Annotated in this window: 17 protein-coding genes; 9 read left to right on the top strand and 8 right to left on the bottom strand. The window is 33.8% G+C overall.

Features of this window, described 5'->3' with window-relative positions; all coding sequences use genetic code 11:
• The first annotated feature begins 333 nt into the window (after window positions 1–333).
• The 3 genes from M2326_RS05920 to M2326_RS05910 are packed head-to-tail and all read left to right on the top strand — an operon-like array spanning window position 334 to window position 3,638.
• Window positions 334–1,581, top strand: coding sequence for a uracil-xanthine permease family protein (locus M2326_RS05920; protein WP_264618631.1), 1,248 nt, complete (start codon window positions 334–336; stop codon window positions 1,579–1,581).
• 37 nt (window positions 1,582–1,618) lie between these two features.
• A complete protein-coding gene (locus M2326_RS05915) occupies window positions 1,619–2,323 on the top strand; it encodes a DUF5020 family protein (protein ID WP_264618630.1) in 705 nt (234 codons plus the stop codon).
• 16 nt (window positions 2,324–2,339) lie between these two features.
• Window positions 2,340–3,638: an NCS2 family permease gene (locus M2326_RS05910; RefSeq protein ID WP_264618629.1), complete on the top strand. Its 1,299-nt coding sequence runs from the start codon at window positions 2,340–2,342 to the stop codon at window positions 3,636–3,638.
• Window positions 3,639–3,998: 360 nt separating this feature from the next.
• Here the strand turns inward: M2326_RS05910 and M2326_RS05905 are convergent, their stop codons facing one another.
• Both M2326_RS05905 and M2326_RS05900 read right to left on the bottom strand, forming a co-directional pair.
• A complete protein-coding gene (locus M2326_RS05905; RefSeq protein ID WP_264618628.1) occupies window positions 3,999–5,039 on the bottom strand; it encodes a PLP-dependent cysteine synthase family protein in 1,041 nt (346 codons plus the stop codon).
• A gap of 69 nt (window positions 5,040–5,108) precedes the next feature.
• Window positions 5,109–7,169 carry a S9 family peptidase gene (locus M2326_RS05900; protein ID WP_264618627.1) on the bottom strand — a complete coding sequence of 687 codons (2,061 nt, stop codon included), beginning with the start codon at window positions 7,167–7,169 and terminating at the stop codon, window positions 5,109–5,111.
• A gap of 141 nt (window positions 7,170–7,310) precedes the next feature.
• Between M2326_RS05900 and M2326_RS05895 the strand changes: the two genes are divergently transcribed.
• Window positions 7,311–7,631 (top strand): YbaB/EbfC family nucleoid-associated protein, encoded by a 321-nt coding sequence (locus M2326_RS05895; protein ID WP_264618626.1) that lies wholly within the window; start codon window positions 7,311–7,313, stop codon window positions 7,629–7,631.
• Window positions 7,632–7,692: 61 nt separating this feature from the next.
• Here the strand turns inward: M2326_RS05895 and M2326_RS05890 are convergent, their stop codons facing one another.
• Window positions 7,693–8,718, bottom strand: coding sequence for a threonine aldolase family protein (locus tag M2326_RS05890; RefSeq protein WP_264618625.1), 1,026 nt, complete (start codon window positions 8,716–8,718; stop codon window positions 7,693–7,695).
• A gap of 88 nt (window positions 8,719–8,806) precedes the next feature.
• On the opposite strand from M2326_RS05890, the gene prfB reads away from it, so the two are divergent.
• Window positions 8,807–9,905 (top strand): peptide chain release factor 2 gene (gene prfB / locus M2326_RS05885; protein ID WP_264618624.1). Its coding sequence is split into 2 segments (ribosomal slippage): window positions 8,807–8,869 and window positions 8,871–9,905, totalling 1,098 coding nucleotides; the frame shifts between segments, so codons are not numbered across the junction.
• Window positions 9,906–10,107: 202 nt separating this feature from the next.
• Entirely contained in the window at window positions 10,108–11,109 is a 1,002-nt protein-coding gene (gene lpxD / locus M2326_RS05880) for a UDP-3-O-(3-hydroxymyristoyl)glucosamine N-acyltransferase (RefSeq protein ID WP_264618623.1), read from the top strand.
• Window positions 11,110–11,210: 101 nt separating this feature from the next.
• Here the strand turns inward: lpxD and M2326_RS05875 are convergent, their stop codons facing one another.
• On the bottom strand, window positions 11,211–12,674 hold the full coding sequence (locus tag M2326_RS05875) for a sigma 54-interacting transcriptional regulator (RefSeq protein WP_264618622.1): 1,464 nt from the start codon (window positions 12,672–12,674) through the stop codon (window positions 11,211–11,213).
• Between the two features lie 89 nt (window positions 12,675–12,763).
• A complete protein-coding gene (locus M2326_RS05870) occupies window positions 12,764–13,882 on the bottom strand; it encodes a vWA domain-containing protein (RefSeq protein WP_264618621.1) in 1,119 nt (372 codons plus the stop codon).
• Between the two features lie 324 nt (window positions 13,883–14,206).
• On the opposite strand from M2326_RS05870, the gene M2326_RS05865 reads away from it, so the two are divergent.
• Window positions 14,207–14,971 (top strand): GYF domain-containing protein, encoded by a 765-nt coding sequence (locus tag M2326_RS05865; RefSeq protein WP_264618620.1) that lies wholly within the window; start codon window positions 14,207–14,209, stop codon window positions 14,969–14,971.
• A 57-nt stretch (window positions 14,972–15,028) separates the two neighbouring features.
• Here M2326_RS05865 and M2326_RS05860 read toward each other — a convergent pair whose 3' ends face one another.
• Genes M2326_RS05860 through M2326_RS05850 form a run of 3 tightly spaced genes read right to left on the bottom strand, consistent with a single transcriptional unit; the run spans window position 15,029 to window position 15,818 of the window.
• The gene (locus M2326_RS05860; protein WP_264618619.1) at window positions 15,029–15,409 is read right to left on the bottom strand and encodes a YchJ family protein; all 381 of its coding nucleotides are present in this window, start codon (window positions 15,407–15,409) and stop codon (window positions 15,029–15,031) included.
• Between the two features lie 17 nt (window positions 15,410–15,426).
• Window positions 15,427–15,654 (bottom strand): hypothetical protein, encoded by a 228-nt coding sequence (locus tag M2326_RS05855; protein WP_264618618.1) that lies wholly within the window; start codon window positions 15,652–15,654, stop codon window positions 15,427–15,429.
• A 14-nt stretch (window positions 15,655–15,668) separates the two neighbouring features.
• The gene (locus M2326_RS05850; RefSeq protein ID WP_264618617.1) at window positions 15,669–15,818 is read right to left on the bottom strand and encodes a hypothetical protein; all 150 of its coding nucleotides are present in this window, start codon (window positions 15,816–15,818) and stop codon (window positions 15,669–15,671) included.
• A 203-nt stretch (window positions 15,819–16,021) separates the two neighbouring features.
• Here M2326_RS05850 and M2326_RS05845 point away from each other — a divergent pair, with 203 nt between their 5' ends.
• On the top strand, window positions 16,022–18,391 hold the full coding sequence (locus tag M2326_RS05845; RefSeq protein WP_264618616.1) for a PAS domain S-box protein: 2,370 nt from the start codon (window positions 16,022–16,024) through the stop codon (window positions 18,389–18,391).
• Window positions 18,388–18,780 carry a response regulator gene (locus M2326_RS05840; RefSeq protein ID WP_264618615.1) on the top strand — a complete coding sequence of 131 codons (393 nt, stop codon included), beginning with the start codon at window positions 18,388–18,390 and terminating at the stop codon, window positions 18,778–18,780. The genes M2326_RS05845 and M2326_RS05840 overlap by 4 nt, the downstream gene beginning before the upstream one ends.
• Window positions 18,781–18,789: the final 9 nt, after the last annotated feature.

The following is an 18,789-nucleotide window of genomic DNA, read 5'->3' as shown; positions in this document are numbered from 1 at the left end:
GTGGTTTAAATTGATTATGAATTTGTTTGTTGTTATTTATTATTATTTTTTTTGAATTCTAAAGGCTTACATTTTATATTATACACAAAATAAGCAGACATTTATTCAATTTTCTATACAATTGTAAAGTCTTCATTGTTATATTAAAAAAAATAGTAGTTTTTAAATTCATAATAATTCATTGCTTTTAAATCAATTTTCGAGTTAAAATTCATCAAAAACAAAAAACAGCAAAGTATAATTCAGCTTTAAGCAGAATTATATAACAAATCAATAGTTAACCAACGGTAGTTTTAAGGTATATTTGCCTTTTTAAGTAAATAAAAATCTCCATTGAAAACAAATAATACCCAAACCAAATTAATTCTTGGATTACAGCACGTATTAGCCATGTTTGGCGCCACTGTCTTAGTACCATTTTTAACAGGCCTTAACCCATCGATTGCATTATTATCTGCAGGAATCGGTACACTCATTTTTCATTATTGTACAAAAAAAATAGTTCCTGTTTTCTTGGGGTCTTCCTTTGCATTTATAGGTGCTTTGACATTGATTCTAAAAGAAGAAGGAATTGCTAACGTAAAAGGTGGTGTTATTGCTGCAGGTGTAGTCTATGTTTTAATGAGTGGGATGGTTCGTTATTTTGGGGTAGAGAAAATAAAATCCTTCTTTCCTCCTATTGTTGTTGGTCCTATTATCATGGTAATTGGATTACGCCTTAGCCCTGTTGCACTTTCAATGTCGGGTTATAAAGATGGAAATTTTGACCCTAAAAGTTTGATTGTGGCCTTGGTTGTTATTGCAACTATGATTACGGTATCTATTTTGGAAAAGTCTTTTTTTAGATTAGTTCCAATTCTGATATCTGTAGTATTAGGTTATATTACTGCAGTGGCTTTGGGAATGGTAAATTTTACTAGTTTGGAAGAAGCTAGTTGGTTTGGGTTTTCCGATTTGGCCAAAAAAGATTTATTGACTATCCCAGTATTTTCAATGACAGCTGTTTTTGGTATTGCACCTATTGCTTTGGTTGTATTCATTGAACATATAGGAGACATCGCAACAAATGGTGCTGTTGTAGGCAAAGATTTCTTTAAAAACCCAGGAATAACGCGTACTTTACTAGGAGATGGTTTGGCGACTATTGTTGCGGGTTTTATTGGTGGCCCAGCAGTTACTACTTATGGAGAAAATACCGGAGTATTGGCTGTGACTAAAGTATATGATCCTGCTATTTTACGAATTGCAGCTGTTTATGCCATCCTACTAGGTATCGTTGGTAAATTTGGAGCTGTATTACAAACGATCCCCACGCCCGTTATGGGAGGCGTATCCATCATATTATTCGGAATGATTGCTGCCGTTGGCGTTAGGACTGTTGTTTCTGCCGAAATTGACTTTTCACATTCTAGAAACTTAATCATCGCTTCGTTAATATTTGTTTTAGGAATTGCAATTGGAGAAGTAAACATTCCAGGAAGTATTACACTGTCGGGATTGACTATTGCTGCATTTATTGGTGTTTTTCTAAATAAAATTTTACCTGCAGATCAATTAGATCCTGACCCTGAAGGACTATAATAATATTTCCAACTCCATACTTACAAAACCACTTTGAATGAAAACCAAAATTACCTTCCTTTTCAGTTTATTTACACTCTGTACCTCAGCACAAGAAGTACAACTACATTATGACTTTTCTAAAACAAGAAATTATCTAACAGGTACTTTTGAAGTATTTAAGCCTGATAGTGCGGGTAGTACTTTTTTCTTTACTGATTTTAATTTCGGACGCCAAGATGGAGCTAACTTGGCCTATTTTGAAATTGCTCGAAAATTTAATATTAAAAATGAAATTATCAACGGACTAAATCTACATATCGAATACAACGACGGTTTTGTAATGACCGATGATAAAAGTACTAGCCCATCATCACCAATTGGTTTTCCTATTAATCGCGCTTATTTAGCAGGTTTTGGTTTTCCAATAAAAATTGGAAATTTCACGCTTCACACCTCTTATTTGTATAAAAACATAAAAGGGTCATCTGGAATTGATGGGCAATTTACAGCTGTGTTTTTTCAGAATCTTTTTAAAAATAAAGTAACCATTAGAGGTTTCTTTGATTTCTGGAGCCAAGAAATTGTTTTAAATAGTCCAGATTCGAATAAAAAGCACATGATTCTTTTAACCGAACCACAAATCATGTACAATTTCACTACAAAATTTTCTGTAGGTTCAGAGATCGAAATTAGCAATAACTTTGTTCCAAATAAAGCTTTTAAAATTTATCCAACCCTCTTTGCCAAATACACCCTTTAATTCAAATACACACAATATGTTAGAAAAAATATTTAACCTCAAAGAACGCCATTCTAGTATAAAACAAGAAGCTATTGGTGGAATGGTCACCTTTTTGACAATGGCCTACATTATATTTGTAAATCCAAATATTCTGTCGACTACCGGAATGGACAAAAATGCACTGATTAGTATTACTTGTTTGGCTGCTGTAATTGGATCCTTGTTAGTTGGATTTTGGGCAAATGTTCCTTTTGCAATGGCACCCGGAATGGGGCTGAATGCTATGTTTGCTTTTACCTTAGTTTTAAAAGATGGTGCCACTTGGCAGCAAGCACTTGGAGTTGTTTTCTTGTCGGGAGTTGTTTTTATAATCATTTCTATCCTCGGACTTCGACATAAAATAATCGATGCCATACCCGAATCACTCCGTGTCGCGATTGGTTCAGGAATTGGTCTTTTTATTGCTTTTATTGGTTTTAAACAAATGGGATTGATTGTCGCAAACGATGCTACTTTGGTCGGATTGGGACATTTTACGCCTGCTTTGGTTATTGGTCTTATTGCCTTTTTTGTCACCGTTATGTTAGAACATTATAAAGTAAAAGGTTCCATTTTGGTGGGGATATTATTGGCTACTATTTTAGGCTTTATTTTCGATCCAAACATTTCTTTCCCTACAGAATTTGTAAGTAGTCCTCCATCGATTATGCCTATATTTGGAAAAATGGAAGTTCTTTCTGTGCTAAAAATTTCTTTCATAGCTCCGATATTTTCTTTCCTATTTGTCAATTTATTTGATTCAATTGGTACGGCAATGGCTTGTTCTATGGAAGCTGGTTTAGTCGATGAAGACGGCAAAATGCCCCATGTAAAAAAAGTGTTAGAAGCCGATGCGGTTGCTACAATGTTAAGTGGTTTTTTGGGTACAAGTAGCACCGTAACCTATATCGAATCGGCTGCAGGAATTGCTAATGGTGCGAGAACTGGGTTGAGCTCTGTGTTTACTGCTTTCTTCTTTTTACTGGCTATGTTTTTTGCTCCACTTATTGGGACGGTACCAGCCTACGCCACTGCACCTGCTCTAATTTTGGTCGGAATATACATGGCTAAGCATTTGGTTCGAATAGATTTTAGCGAATTATATTTAGGGGTTCCTGTGTTTTTAACCTTGTTGTTAATGCCCCTTACTTACAGCATTAGTTCTGGAATTGCTTATGGTTTTTCTAGTTATGTTTTGCTTTGCATTTTTACTAAAAACACAGATAAAATTCACCCTTATATGTGGGGAATTGGTTTTTTCTCGATGTTAGAAATTGTTCTTTCACAGATGTAAAAAAAAACTATATTTACCATTAAATAAGCGAAATAAGATTTACCTCTTATTCCGCTTTTTTGTTTTAAAATTGAAACTGATATCGAACTAAATGCTTCAAACGATTCATCTATTGAATTCGTTTTTTACTTTACGAATACTACTGATATAAACTAATAATTCCTTCTAGCCCCGATAGGAACGGTATCCTGTTGTGTTGCGGTAGCAAAAATAACAGATATAGTGGATAGCGGGAACTTTATTTCCTAAAATGCCTAGTTGCCTTGCTCCAAAAAACAATTAAAAAATAAAGTTTGATTAGGTCCAAAAAAAAAACTCCAAATCTCTCTGAAGTTTTATATAATTGAAAATAAGGAAACCTTATTTTATCATTTCGATTTTTTGTGACTCTTCTTCATTAATACTGTCGAAAAATCCTTGTTCGTTCATCCAGTCGTCACTAAATACTTTACTCATGTAACGTGAGCCATGATCTGGAAAAATAGCGATTACATTGCTGTTGCAATCAAATTCTCCTTCCTCTGCATATTGTTTGATTGCTTGCAAGACAGCACCTGATGTATAGCCTACAAACATGCCTTCTTTTCTAGTGATTTCTCTTGCGGAGTGTGCACTTTCTTCGTCGGTAACTTTCATGAATTTGTCAATTACATCAAAGTCTGTTGCGGTTGGAATTAAATTTTTACCCAATCCTTCAATTCGGTATGGATAAATTTCATCATTATCAAATTCTTTTGTTTCGTGGTATTTTTTCAATACTGAACCAAAAGCATCTACTCCTAAAATTTTAATATTTGGATTTTGTTCTTTTAAATATTTGGCTGTTCCAGAAATTGTACCTCCGGTACCACTGCAGGCTACAAGATGGGTAATCAGACCATTAGTTTGTTTCCAGATTTCGGGACCAGTTGATTTGTAATGTGCGTCAATATTCAGTTGATTAAAATATTGATTGATGTAAACCGAACCTTTTGTCTCTTCATGCAACCTTTTGGCTACACTATAATAAGAGCGTTCGTCATCTGCAGCTACATGTGCTGGACAAACATATACTTTTGCTCCCAAACAACGAAGCATGTCAATCTTGTCTTTGGATGACTTTGAGCTGACAGCAAGAATACAATTATAACCTTTGATTATGCTTACCATTGCTAAACTGAAACCGGTATTACCAGAAGTAGTTTCTATAATGGTATCGCCTGGAGATAATATTCCTTTTTTTTCTGCTTCTTCAATAATGTATAACGCGATTCTATCCTTTGAAGAATGGCCTGGATTAAAAGCTTCTACCTTTGCAAAGAAATTTCCTTCTAGGTTTTCGGTGACTTTATTTAGTTTAATAAGTGGTGTATTACCTATTAACTCTAAAACATTATTGTAAGCATTTATTTCTTTTTTCATAAAAAAATAGTTAATCAACGTTAATATTATTTAACAATGATACATTGCAAATTTAACAAAAAAATTTGATTAGTGTTTAATATTTTCTAATTCTAGTAAAAAACTGAATTCTTTTGCTAATTCTTTAAGGGCTTCAAATCTTCCTGAAGCTCCTCCATGACCTGCATCCATGTTGGTGTCAAGGTACAAAACGGTATCATCTTTCTTGGCTACTCGTAATTTGGCTACCCATTTTGCAGGTTCCCAATATTGTACTTGAGAGTCATGCAAGCCCGTTGATACATACATATTGGGATAGGCTTGTTCCTTGATATTGTCATAAGGCGAATACGAACGCATGTAATTGTAATATTTTTTGATGTTTGGATTTCCCCATTCATCATATTCTCCTGTAGTTAACGGAATACTATCATCTAGCATGGTGGTCATAACGTCTACAAAGGGTACTTGAGCTATCACTCCATGGTATAGTTCTGGTGCTTGATTGATGATGGCTCCCATTAATAATCCTCCTGCCGAACCTCCTTCAGCATACAAATGCTCTGGACTCGTATAGTGTTGATTTATAACATATTTAGAACAATCGATAAAATCGGAAAAGGTATTTTTTTTGTGTAACAATTTCCCATCTTCGTACCATTGTCTTCCTAAATCTTCTCCTCCACGTATGTGCGCGATGGCATAAATGAAGCCTCTATCTAACAAAGATAATCTAGTGGACGAAAAATGTGCATCCATAGAATATCCATAAGAACCATAAGCGTATAATAATAACGGATTTCGACCGTCCTTTTTTAAATCTTTCTTATAAACCATTGAGATCGGAACTTTGGTACCATCTTCGGCTGTTGCCCAAACGCGTTCTTCAGTATAATTATCTTTATCGAATTTTCCGCCTAGCACTTGTTGTTCTTTTTGAACTACTTTTTCTTGCGTTCGCATGTTGAAATCAATAATAGAAGAAGGTGTTGCCAAAGATTGGTAACTATAACGCAAAATTTCGGTTTCAAAATCAACATTGGTTGATGTAGAAGCGGTATATGTTTCACTCCCAAAAGGCAAATAATATTCTTTTTTTCCATCCCATGACATGATTCTGATTTTATTCAATCCTCCTGTACGTTCTTCTAAAACAAGGTAATTGGCAAAAATCTCAATATCTTCTAGTAGAACATCTTCACGGTGCCCGATGATTTCAACCCAATTTTCCACTGTAGTTGCATCTTCATGAGTTTTCATTAATTTAAAATTTTCGGCATCGTCTCTATTTGTCATGATATAAAAACTGTCTTTATAGTGACTTATACTATACTCAACACCTCTTTTTCTTTTCTGAAACATTTTGAATTTTCCGTCTGGTGTGTCGGCATTCAAAATTCTATATTCGGTTGTCATCGTACTGCCCGATTCTATAGAAAGATACTTTCGTGACTTAGATTTCGATATATCCACACTAAATGTATCATCTTTTTCAAAATAAACCATAACATCCTCTTCTTGAGTGGTGGCTAGTTTATGTTTAAAAATTTTGTCTGAGCGTAAAGTAACCTCATCTTGTGAAGAATAAAAAATAGTTTTATTATCGTTTGCCCAAACGGCAGAACCTGTAACTTTTTCGATTTTATCTGATAAAACTTCGTTGGTAACCAAGTTTTTAACCTCTAGGGTATAAATTCTCCTCCCGACAACATCTGTACTAAAGAGTGCCATAGTATTATCAGGGCTAATACTCATGCCACCCAATTTAAAATAAGGTTGCCCTTCGGCTAATGCATTGCAGTCAAATAAAATTTCCTCTCTTGCAGTAAGGCTTCCTTTTTTACGTGCGTAAATAGGATATCCTTTTCCAGTTTCAAAACGAGTAATGTAGTAATACCCATTGTATAAATAAGGAACCGATTCATCATCTTCTTTTATTCGGCTTTTCATCTCCTCATACAATTCTTTTTGAAAATCTTGAGTATCTGCTGTCATTTCTTGATAGTACTCATTTTCCTTGTTGAGGTAATCAATCACTTCTGGATTTTCTCTATCGTTTAACCAAAAATAGTTATCGATACGAATGTCATTAAATTTTTCTAATGACGTAGGGATATTTTTTGCAACAGGTGCAACTATACTTTTTAACATGGGTATGATTTCGATTTTTTATAAGGTCGAATGCAAAAATAACACAAGCAAGTCTAATCAAGCGCTGTTTTAACCTAATTTAACATTGTGAATTGATCTGAATATGTTAATTTCGCTCTAATAACCGCAAAAAAAACAAAAATGGACTTAATGGGAATGATGGGTAAATTGAAAGAAACCCAAAATAAAATAGAAGAGACAAAAAAACGTTTGGATACTGTTCTTGTTGATGAACAAAGTACTGATGGTTTATTTAAAGTTACCTTAACTGCCAACAGAAAAGTTACTGCGGTAACTATTGCTGATGAATTATTGGAAGATAAAGAACAATTGGAAGATTACATCATCATGGTACTTAACAAAGCAATTGAAAATGCAACCAAAGTAAACGAAGCTGAATTGGATGCCGTTGCAAAAATGGATATGCCAATGATTCCAGGTATGGACAATTTATTCAAATAGTCTAATTGTATAGAATTAAAAAAGCATGGATTTCACTTAATCCATGCTTTTTTTTATGTCCTTAAATTACAAGTTTCTCTAGGGCTTCCAATACATAATTATGCATCACCTCGCGATAATCCAAATGGGTCACCATTCGAAGTTTACCTTGCCCCATGGAGCTAATGGAAATATTTTTTTGTTTTAACTTCTCCATTACCAACTTCTCTGTGTACTGTGATTTAATGGTAAAGATTACAATATTAGTTTCTACTGGTGCTATATGATCTACCCAATGGGTTTTTCTTAGTGATCGAGCCAATTCGGTAGCCCTGCGGTGATCTTCAACCAATTTTGATATGTTATTTTCTAAAGCGTATAAACCCGCTGCCGCCAAATATCCCGATTGACGCATACCACCCCCTAGCATTTTGCGAACACGCATAGCTCTATGAATAGTAGCCTTGTCGCCCAAAAGTACCGATCCAATAGGAGCACCCAATCCCTTGGATAAACAAACAGAGATTGTATCAAACAATTGGCCAAATGCTTTTGGATTTTGTTTTTTGGCCATTAAAGCATTCCATATACGAGCTCCATCTAAGTGAAATTTTAGGTTATTGGCATCACATACAGCTTTTATTTTTTGCAGTTCGGCTAGTTCATAGCAGGCTCCTCCTCCTTTGTTGGTTGTGTTTTCGATACAAACCAAACTAGTTAAAGCACTGTGATAAAATTCAGGATCATTGATATGCTGTGCTACTTGCTCTGCAGTAATCATTCCGCGATTGCCATCAATCAAGGAAAAAGAAACACCACTATTAAAAGAAGCTCCTCCACCCTCGTACAAATAAACATGTGAGGTTTTGTCGGCTATAATTTGTTCACCTGGATTGGTATGCAACTTAATCGCCGTTTGGTTAGCCATTGTTCCCGACGGAAAAAATAATGCAGCCTCCATCCCAAATATTTGTGCAACAGTGGCTTCTAGTTCATTTACAGTAGGATCTTGCTTGTACACATCATCCCCCACTTGAGCATTAAACATACGTTCTAGCATTTCGAAATTGGGTTTGGTAACCGTGTCACTAACCAGATTTATATCCATATTTTTATATTATATTCAAATACCCACAAGCCATGACTTGTGTCTTTGCTAAATTTTTCTATTTTTGTGCCACAAAATTACAAATTTTATGACAACTACCGAACAAATTAAAGGTATTGTAGAGCGCCTTGGTGCGTTGAGGAGGTATCTTTGACGTTGATGCTAAATTAATCGAAATTGCCAACGAAGAAGAGAAGACTTTTGCACCCGACTTTTGGAACAACGCCAAAGAAGCAGAACTTATTGTTAAGAACCTGACATCCAAAAAGAAATGGATTGAAGATTACAACAAAGCCATCGAATATACTGATGAATTGCAGATAGCTTATGAGTTTTATCGAGAAGGTGAATACACTCCTGAAGAACTCGACGAGCAGTATTTAAAAACAGCCAATCATATTGAATCGATCGAATTCAAGAATATGCTCTCTGATGAAGGTGATTCATTGAGTGCTGTGATTCAAATTACCGCTGGTGCTGGTGGAACTGAAAGTTGCGACTGGGCAGAGATGCTCATGCGTATGTACATGATGTGGGCCGAAAAAAGCGGTTACAAAATAAAAGAACTTAACTTTCAAAAAGGAGATGCTGCTGGAATCAAAACAGTAACACTCGAAATTGAAGGTGATTATTCTTTTGGATATTTAAAAGGTGAAAATGGTGTACACCGTTTGGTACGTATCTCTCCATTTGACAGTAATGCCAAAAGACATACCTCATTTGTTTCAGTATATGTATACCCTTTGGTGGATGACACGATCGAAATCGAAATTAATCCTGCTGATATTGAAATCACAACAGCACGCTCTAGTGGTGCGGGTGGTCAAAATGTGAATAAAGTAGAAACTAAGGTTCAATTGGTACATAAACCATCCGGAATTCAAATTCAATGTTCAGAAACACGTTCACAACATGATAACCGTAGTAGAGCCATGCAAATGTTGCGCTCACAGCTGTACGAAATTGAATTAAAAAAACAACTTGAGCAGCGAAATGATATCGAAGCGGGTAAAATGAAAATCGAATGGGGTTCTCAAATTCGAAATTATGTTATGCAACCCTACAAATTAGTTAAAGATGTCCGTACTGGATATGAATCAAGTAATGTAGATGCCGTAATGAATGGAGAGATTGATGAATTCTTAAAAGCCTATTTAATGATGATGGGACAAAAAGACGAAGAATAATTTCTTTTTTTTCGAAATATAAAACCTTTCAAAGCATGGTTAATTCCTTATTTTGAAAGTTTTTTTATTTCAAAAAATTAACATAATACTCAATATTTATTCATTAAAAACTATTTCAATGTTAATTTTTTAGTTGAAAGTAAACAATTATTAGGAATACCAACGACAAATCACTTTATTTGATACCTATAACCAACAAACTATGAAATCGTATTCTATTCTAGAAATCAATGAAGTACTCAAAGGAGAAATTCTTGGAGAAACAAACCAAAACATAACAGCACCAGAACAACTGGAAGTAGCAACTAATACCGAAATTTCTTTTATTGGAAATATGAAGTATGAAAAACTATGGGCAGCATCTAATGCTTGCGTTGCGGTGGTAAACGAAGACATCTCTATTGAACCTGGAGAGAATAGAGCTTTTATAAAGGTTAAAAATGCCGATTTGGCTATGTCACAAGTATTAGAGCTTTTTGCATCTCCTATGCCAGCTTTTGAAGTTGCCATTCACCCCACTGCGGTGGTAAACAAAACAGCTACGATCGCCAATGGTGCAAAAGTGGGTGCAGGTTGCTATATAGGACCAAATGTAGCTATTGGAGAAAATACCGTTATTTATCCTAATGTTACTATCTTGGACGATTCTACCATAGGTACAAACAGTATAATTTGGTCTGGAACAGTAATTAGAGAACGTTCTCATATAGGTAATGACTGCATCATTCATCCCAACGCAACCATTGGAGCAGATGGTTTTGGATTTAGACCTTGTCCTGAAAGAGGCTTAGTGAAAATTCCACAAATCGGAAATGTTATCATCGGAAATAATGTCGAAATCGGAGCCAATACATGTGTCGATAGAGGTAAATTTAGTTCTACCGTACTTGGTGATGGTTGTAAAATAGACAATTTAGTTCAAATTGGTCACAATAGTAAACTAGGACGTTTTTGCATCATGGCAGGAAATAGTGGTCTTGCTGGCTCTGTAACCTTAGGAAATGGTGTTATTATTGGAGGTAGTGCTTCTATAAAAGATCATACTACAATTGGTGACGGCGCAATTGTTGGTGCTGGTTCTGGAGTTACCTGTGATATTCCTGCTGGCAAAACAATGCTTGGCTATCCCGCAGTAGAAGCTCGTGATGCACTTAAACAGTGGGCAATATTAAAAAGATTGGTAAATGACTCCAAACGTAAATAATAAATAGTTTCTACGTTTCTTTATACATAAAAAAAACCTGATTCAGTTTTAATATACTGAATCAGGTTTTTTATTGACCTCTAATTATCTAGAAATAGTCTTTACAACTTACTAATGTAGCTGCCGTAAATATCCTTAAATTGATAACCAGTTGCAATACGATCTTTACTTAATTTTTTATATTCTACCATAGCCCACAAAATGAACTCCTTCATAAACAAATGGTCTGCTTCGGGTAGTTGTGGCTGGTATTTCTTAATAAGAATTTCAAGTGGTACAATAGTATTTAAGATGTTTTTGTAATCACCATCAGTTGTGTCGTCTAATAATTCAAAACCACTTTCGGCAAAAAACCATTCGATTAAATCGGTATAGGCTGTTTTTTCATTTGGCTTCTCTAGTTTCTCGATTTTAGGAAAATACAAAGTAAACAAATTACTTATAGCGGCTCCAAGTAAATGTTGCGCTACAAAAGCTGCTCCTTCTTGCTCTCCTTCATAAACCAACTCTACTTTACCAGTAATAGCAGGAATCACACCCATAAAATCAGACAAGCGTACCGTTGTTTGTTCCTCATTATTCAGCAACGCTCTGCGTTCTGCCGTACTCAATAAGTTCTCATAGGCGGTGATACTCATTCGGGCACTTACCCCACTTTTATAATCTACATATTCGCTATCTCTAGCTTCAAAACCAATTTGCTCCAATAAGTCTTTTGCCAAAGAAGGTACTTGTACTCTACTCGTTTGAGTGGCATCCAATTTTGCTTCTTGCTCTGTAATTGTTCTTGCAATAGCAATAGATTCTGGATAATGTGTTAAAATCTGAGAACCAATACGGTCTTTCAAAGGAGTAACAATGCTTCCACGATTGGTGTAATCCTCTGGGTTGGCTGTAAAGATAAATTGAATATCTAGTGGCATACGCAATTTAAATCCCCGAATCTGAATATCACCCTCTTGTAAGATGTTAAACAAAGCTACTTGAATACGCGCCTGTAAATCGGGTAATTCGTTAATCACAAAAATACAACGGTTGGCTCTTGGTATCATTCCAAAATGAATTACTCTATCATCTGCATAAGACAATTTTAGATTTGCTGCTTTTATAGGATCTACATCTCCAATCAAATCGGCAACAGTAACATCTGGCGTCGCTAGTTTTTCAGAAAAACGATCCGAACGGTGCAACCAAGAAATTGGTGTATCATCTCCCTTTGTAGCAATTAAATCTTGTGAAAATCGAGAGATGGGTTGCAAAGGATCATCATTAATTTCTGAACCCGATACAAACGGAATATATTCATCCAATAATTCAACCATCTTACGTGCTAACCTTGTTTTAGCTTGACCACGCAACCCCAAGAAATTGATATTGTGACGTGACAAAATAGCACGCTCCAATTCTGGTATTACCGTATTTTCAAAACCATGAACTCCTACAAAAGTAGGTTGTCCCGATTTCATCTTTAGTATTAAATTAGAACGTAATTCGTCTTTAACTGACTTCGTTTGATAACCCGCAGCCTTTAACTCTCCTAATGTTTTTATATTTTCTATATTCATGTTTTTTTTGTGTAGTTACTAACTTACTTAAACCCTAAGTTGCTAAGTTTTTTTATTGATTTTTGAAATTGAAATTTGATTTTTGAATACTATTTCACCCGTTTCTTCCTATTTGTCTCATAATCCTCAAAAATCATTTCACCCAATCCTTTTAATCCAGTATAAAATGCTTTACCTTGATTAGCCTCGGTAAATTTATTCACGAATTTTTGTAAATAAGGATCGCTTGCAATCATAAAGGTAGTGATTGGAATATGCAATTTACGCGCTTGCTGTGCCTGTGTATAGCACTTATCCACGATGTAATCGTCCAAACCGTTACTGTTCATATAATACGAACCATCACGTTCCTTAACACAACTTGGTTTACCGTCTGTAATCATAAAAATTTGTTTGTTGGTATTTCTTTTTCTACGCAGCATATCCATAGCCAATTGTAAACCAGCAACTGTATTAGTATGAAACGGACCCACTTTTAAATACGGTAAATCTTTAATCGCTATCGGCCATGCATCATTTCCAAATACCAAAATCTCCAAGGTGTCTTTAGGGTAACGTGTCGTAATCAACTCTGCCAAAGCCATTGCAACTTTTTTGGCGGGAGTAATTCGGTCTTCCCCGTACAAAATCATACTGTGACTTATATCGATCATTAATACGGTACTCATCTGTGATTTATGCTGAGAATCTTCTACGACCAAATCATTTTCAGTAAGCATGAAATCACCAATCCCATTATTAATTTGAGCATTTCGCAAACTTTCTGTCAGCGAAATTTTCTCCAAACCATCCCCAAAATGAAACTCACGCAATTCCCCAGTATGCTCGTCACCCGTACCAGAATGTTTTGTTTTGTGATTTCCAGAACCAGAACGTTTCAAATTTCCAAAAATCTGGTCCAAAGCCTGTTGTCGTATCGCTCTTTCGGTCTTGGCTGTTATGCCTATTCCGCCAGTTCCATCCTCTTTTACTTCGTCCTTAATAAATCCCTTCTTCTTTAAATCCTCGATAAAATCATCTATTGTATAATTTTCATCGGTCAATTTGTACTCAATATCTAATTCACGCAACCAACTAATAGCTTCATCAAAATCTCCCGACGTATGCGTTATCAACTCTTTGAAAATACCAAAAAGTTTATCAAACGGAGACTGCTCTGCAGCCGTATATTGCTTAAAATAAAACCCTTTTTTTAACTCGTTTTTCATAATCTTAAAATTACATCATTTTAAAGAATAGGAAGTCCGAACGGTTATTAATTTTTAGTTAAATTAGAATATTCAGGCTGTCCGGGAAGGTTATATACTACAAGTCCGCAGGAACAAGACCATAAAACTGGAGTAAAAATGAGCTTCCTTCGGTCGCTATTTTTATTTCAGTTTTACAAAAAAGGTCTTCTTCCTTTGCGGGCTTTCCGTTACTATCCTTGACAGAAAACCAAACTTCACTACAACCCTTTTTTTTCTTCCAAAAATTAAAACGTTGAAATGAATTTTGTTTTGTATTTTTGGAAACAAATTAAGTATTGACAAATGAATAGTTATTTTTTACATAACGGGACCGATAGCACCGGTCCATTTACAATTGAAGAATTAAAAATAAAAAACATCAAAGCAACAACTCCTGTTTGGTGTCAAGGCATGCCTGATTGGCAAACTGCTGCCGAAGTACCCGAACTAAAAAACTTGTTTATTGTTACTCCACCTCCTATAAAAACTACAGTCATTACACCTGATCCAAAGTCGGAAGCGTTGTTTGTACCTGTAATAGAAGCAAAACCCATTAAAAAAAATCAAGACCATAAACCGAAAAAAGGCCTCTTTGGATTAAGTACTAGTGTAGTTATTTTTATATCCTTCTTTGGAGTGCTCATACTAGGAAGTTACATTTTAAGTAAATATCAGGATGGTCGTCGAGAAGCATTAGAACTCAAAAATCAACAGACAGAAAAAAACAACACTCAATACCGTTTGCAACAAAAGGAGATAGAGGAACAGAAAATTCAAATGGCGATCCAAGAAAAAATTGATGCAGAACGTCAATTGAAAGAGAAAAAAGAGTTATTAAATAGTAAAATAATAGCTAACAACCAACTTCTCAATACGGCAAATAATAATTTTGAAATCGCTAAAAAGAAATTAACAGAGGCAGCAAATTTTCAATTCTTTCGTTCATCTGAAGAAAGAGAACAAGAAATTGCATTAGAGCAACAACAAGTTAGTTATTGGAAAACAGAAGTAGAAAAAATCACCAATGAAACAGACCGTTTCAAATTGGAATTAGAAAATCTACATTAATAACAAAGGGGTTAGATAGCAGTATCTAACCCCCTTTGTTATTATACAGCACTTTTATTACAAAAAAAGCCCATCAACATAAAACCAATTTCCATCCTCTTTTTTAAAAGTTGAAAATTCGTGATGAACATATTTTTCACCCGCTGTATCTTGATAATGCGCTTTAAATTCCACTCTTGTCTCAGAAGCATTTAAGACTTCCAATTGTAGCCATTTATTTGACACTGACCATTCCATTATATCATCGCTATTATGGTTCTTTCTAGTAGAAAAATGGGTGGTTCTCATTAGGTAATCAGCATGCTGCGTAGCAAAAGCCGAATACCTTGACCGCATTAATTCTTCAGCCGTTGACGCACCTATTATTCCACATAATAAAAGATTGCAACAGTCTTCAAACAACTTTCCTGAGCAACAGTAACAATTAACGTTATGCATTATAGATTCCTTTTGGATTAATCTTCAACCGTAGGATTGATTTTCAAAAATAATTGATTCAATAACACTTGATATTTACTTACTTCAATTAAATCTTCATCTTCTTCTGCAAAATCAAGCAACTCATCTAGTTTTTCACTTATGACTATTAATTTATTCCCTGCTTCTATGGTATTATTACTAGCCATCAAATCAATGACTTCTTGCACACTAAATTTTATTTCGGCAAATTTATTATTTTCCATATCTATTTAATATACTACTCTTTAGCAGCTTTACTTTCATTATATTTTTTGGTGATCTCTTTTAACTGTTCTTTACGATCAATTACAGCTTTCTTCGCTTTATCCTGTGCTTTGTGTAATTTATCATTGTGTTTTTTAATATTCCTATCGTTATTCCTTCCCATAATCATTTTTTATAATTGTTCAAATATAACTTAAAATTAAAGTAATCTCAAATTCTAAAACAATTTCTGAAAAATTTTTATAATCAAATCCAGCATATATAATTGTCCTTTACTCTTTTAAAATATAGATAAAAATGTATATTTGTCAGTAATAATTTTCAATAGAAATCAATTTAAAAGTCTTAACCAGCAAATATCGAATATTGAAGAATAATATTAATTTAACAAATAAAGTAGTATCATATATAAATCGCTTTAATAAACCGAGATCCATCGGTTTATTAGTTTTTTTATGCCTCAGCATACTACTTTCCTATATAGTAACTCAACAATATTTTATTTCAGAAAAAGAAAAAAAAGATGAAATGAATAACGATTTGAAAGTTATTCAACAAGATATAGAAAAAACTCTAAAAAATAGTTACATAACTGCCTTGACCCTTGCATTAACAATTAATGACCAAGGTTTTCCCATAAATTTCAATGCCATATCGAAAAAATTAGTTGAATCTAACCCAAATATTAGCTGCGTACAACTAGTACCAAATGGTGTTATAACTTATGTTTATCCATATACACCAAACAAAGCAGCTATTGGTTTTGATATTTTAAACTCAAAAATGCATCAAAAAGAAGCTTTAAAATCTATTGAAACTCAAAAAATGTATTTTGCAGGCCCTTTTGATTTATTACAAGGTGGAAAAGGAATTGTAGGGCGGTTACCTGTTTACAACAATAATAAATTCTGGGGTTTTTCAGCTGTCACAATTAGACTTGAAAAATTGGTGAGCTTTTTCGAAAAACACACAATAGCAGATTCAAGATTTTACCTCCAACTTTCAAAGAAGGACCCTAACACTAACCTTGAAATTTTTTTTTTGAATGGCTCTTTTAATTTCTCAAATTTAAATTATGTCTCTACTACAATTACAGATGGAGATTGGACACTGTATCTTATTAACAAAGACCCTATAATAAATATTGATTCCAAAATTATAATTATAGCTACCTTTGGTTTTATTTTATCAGTACTCATTGGGATTGGTACAACTTCCGTTCTAAAAAAACCTGCCGAGCTACGAGTAATATTAGAAGAACAAGCAAATAATCTACTTAATAGTGAATTAAAATTCAAATCTTTTTTTGATCAAGCTGCTGTAGGAATAGCAAATATCAATAAATTGAACGGAAAGTTCATCGCTATTAATGGGAAGTTTTGCAAATTACTAGGGTACTCCCCTACGGAAATGAAAACGAAAAGTTTCATGGAAATAACTCATCCTGAAGACTTGGAAAACGATTTACAGTATCTCCGAAAACTAAAAGATGGAATTATAAATAAATACTCTATTGAAAAGAGGTATTTCAAAAAAAACGGAAAAGTTATTTGGGTAAAATTGACTGTATCTCATTTAATAACTATTTCTGGGAAAAGTTCAAGTTATATTTCTATCATAGAAAATATAACCAAAAGAAAGACCGCAGAACAAAATTCAAAAGAATACCAAAAAAAGATTGAGTCACTGATCAATACAATTGATGGTATTGTTTGGGAATGCGATGCTAAAACATTTGTTTTTAGTTTTATAAGCAAAAAAGTTGAAGCAATTCTAGGCTATACTTCACGTGAATGGTTATCTACCCCCAATTTCTGGCAGGACCATATACACCCTGATGATTTATCAAGAACCATCAACTACTGTAATGAAAAGATAAAAAAATATGAAGATCATGATTTTGAATATCGAATGATTGCAAAAGATGGATCTATAGTATGGCTGAGAGATATTATAAATATAATACGTAAAAACGATGAAGCTATTTCTCTTCGCGGAATTATGATTAATATTACTAAAACAAAAGAAATTCAAACTGAATTAAATAACTCTTTTGAATTAGTAACGGAACAAAATAAAAGATTGCTGAATTTTTCTTATATTGTCTCACATAATTTAAGATCTCATACAAGCAACATAACATCTTTAACCGATTTAATAGAGACTTCTGATAGTGAAGAAGAAACACAAGAATATGTTCAATTGCTTAAAAATGTATCAAATGCATTAAACGAAACCTTAGAAAATCTAAATGAAGTTGTTAATATACAATCCAATTTAGGTTTAGTCGTTGAAAACATTAATCTAAGCGAGTATATTAATAACACTCTTGTGATACTTTCAGACAAAATTAAATCAAAAAAAGCAATTATAATTACGACAGTAGCAAACGATATAGAATTAATTTATAATCCGGCATATTTTGAAAGCATTTTGTACAATTTAATTTCTAATGCAATACGTTACAGTCACCCCGAAAGAGTACCTGAAATATCAATTTCAATAACTACAGAGAATAATTTTAAAATATTAACTATTACAGATAATGGAATAGGTATTGATTTAGTAAAACACGGTGATAAAATTTTTGGTATGTATAAAACATTTAGCAATAACCCTGAATCCAAAGGAATTGGGTTATTTATTACCAAAAACCAAATAGAAGCAATGGGTGGAAAGATTAGTATTGAAAGTAAACCCAATGTTGGGACAACATTTAAAATTTATATTTCATGAAGAAAAAATCTATATGGGTAGTTGATGATGATCCAATTTATCAAATAATTATGAAAAAAATAATTGATAAATCAGATCTATTCTCAACAATAGTCCCTTTTACAAATGGAAAACAAGCCATCGATGCGCTCAAAAAAGCATTAAAGCTAAATAATAATATTCCAGAAATTATACTCCTAGATATAGAAATGCCTGTTATGGATGGTTGGTCTTTTATGGAAGAATTAAAGCAAATTAATAATTCTCAAAAAAATGCTATTTTAATTTATATTTCAAGTTCCTCCATCGCAGTAGAGGATAAAGAAAAAGCAAAAGACAATAAAAGCATTCTAGGCTATATGTCAAAACCCATCAAAATGAAAGATTTAATTTTCATAGCTAATAGTTAGTACAATCTA

The sequence above is a fragment of the Flavobacterium psychraerolatum genome (assembly GCF_025960985.1).
Taxonomy (GTDB): domain Bacteria; phylum Bacteroidota; class Bacteroidia; order Flavobacteriales; family Flavobacteriaceae; genus Flavobacterium.
This window is presented reverse-complemented; position numbering and strand designations above follow the sequence as displayed.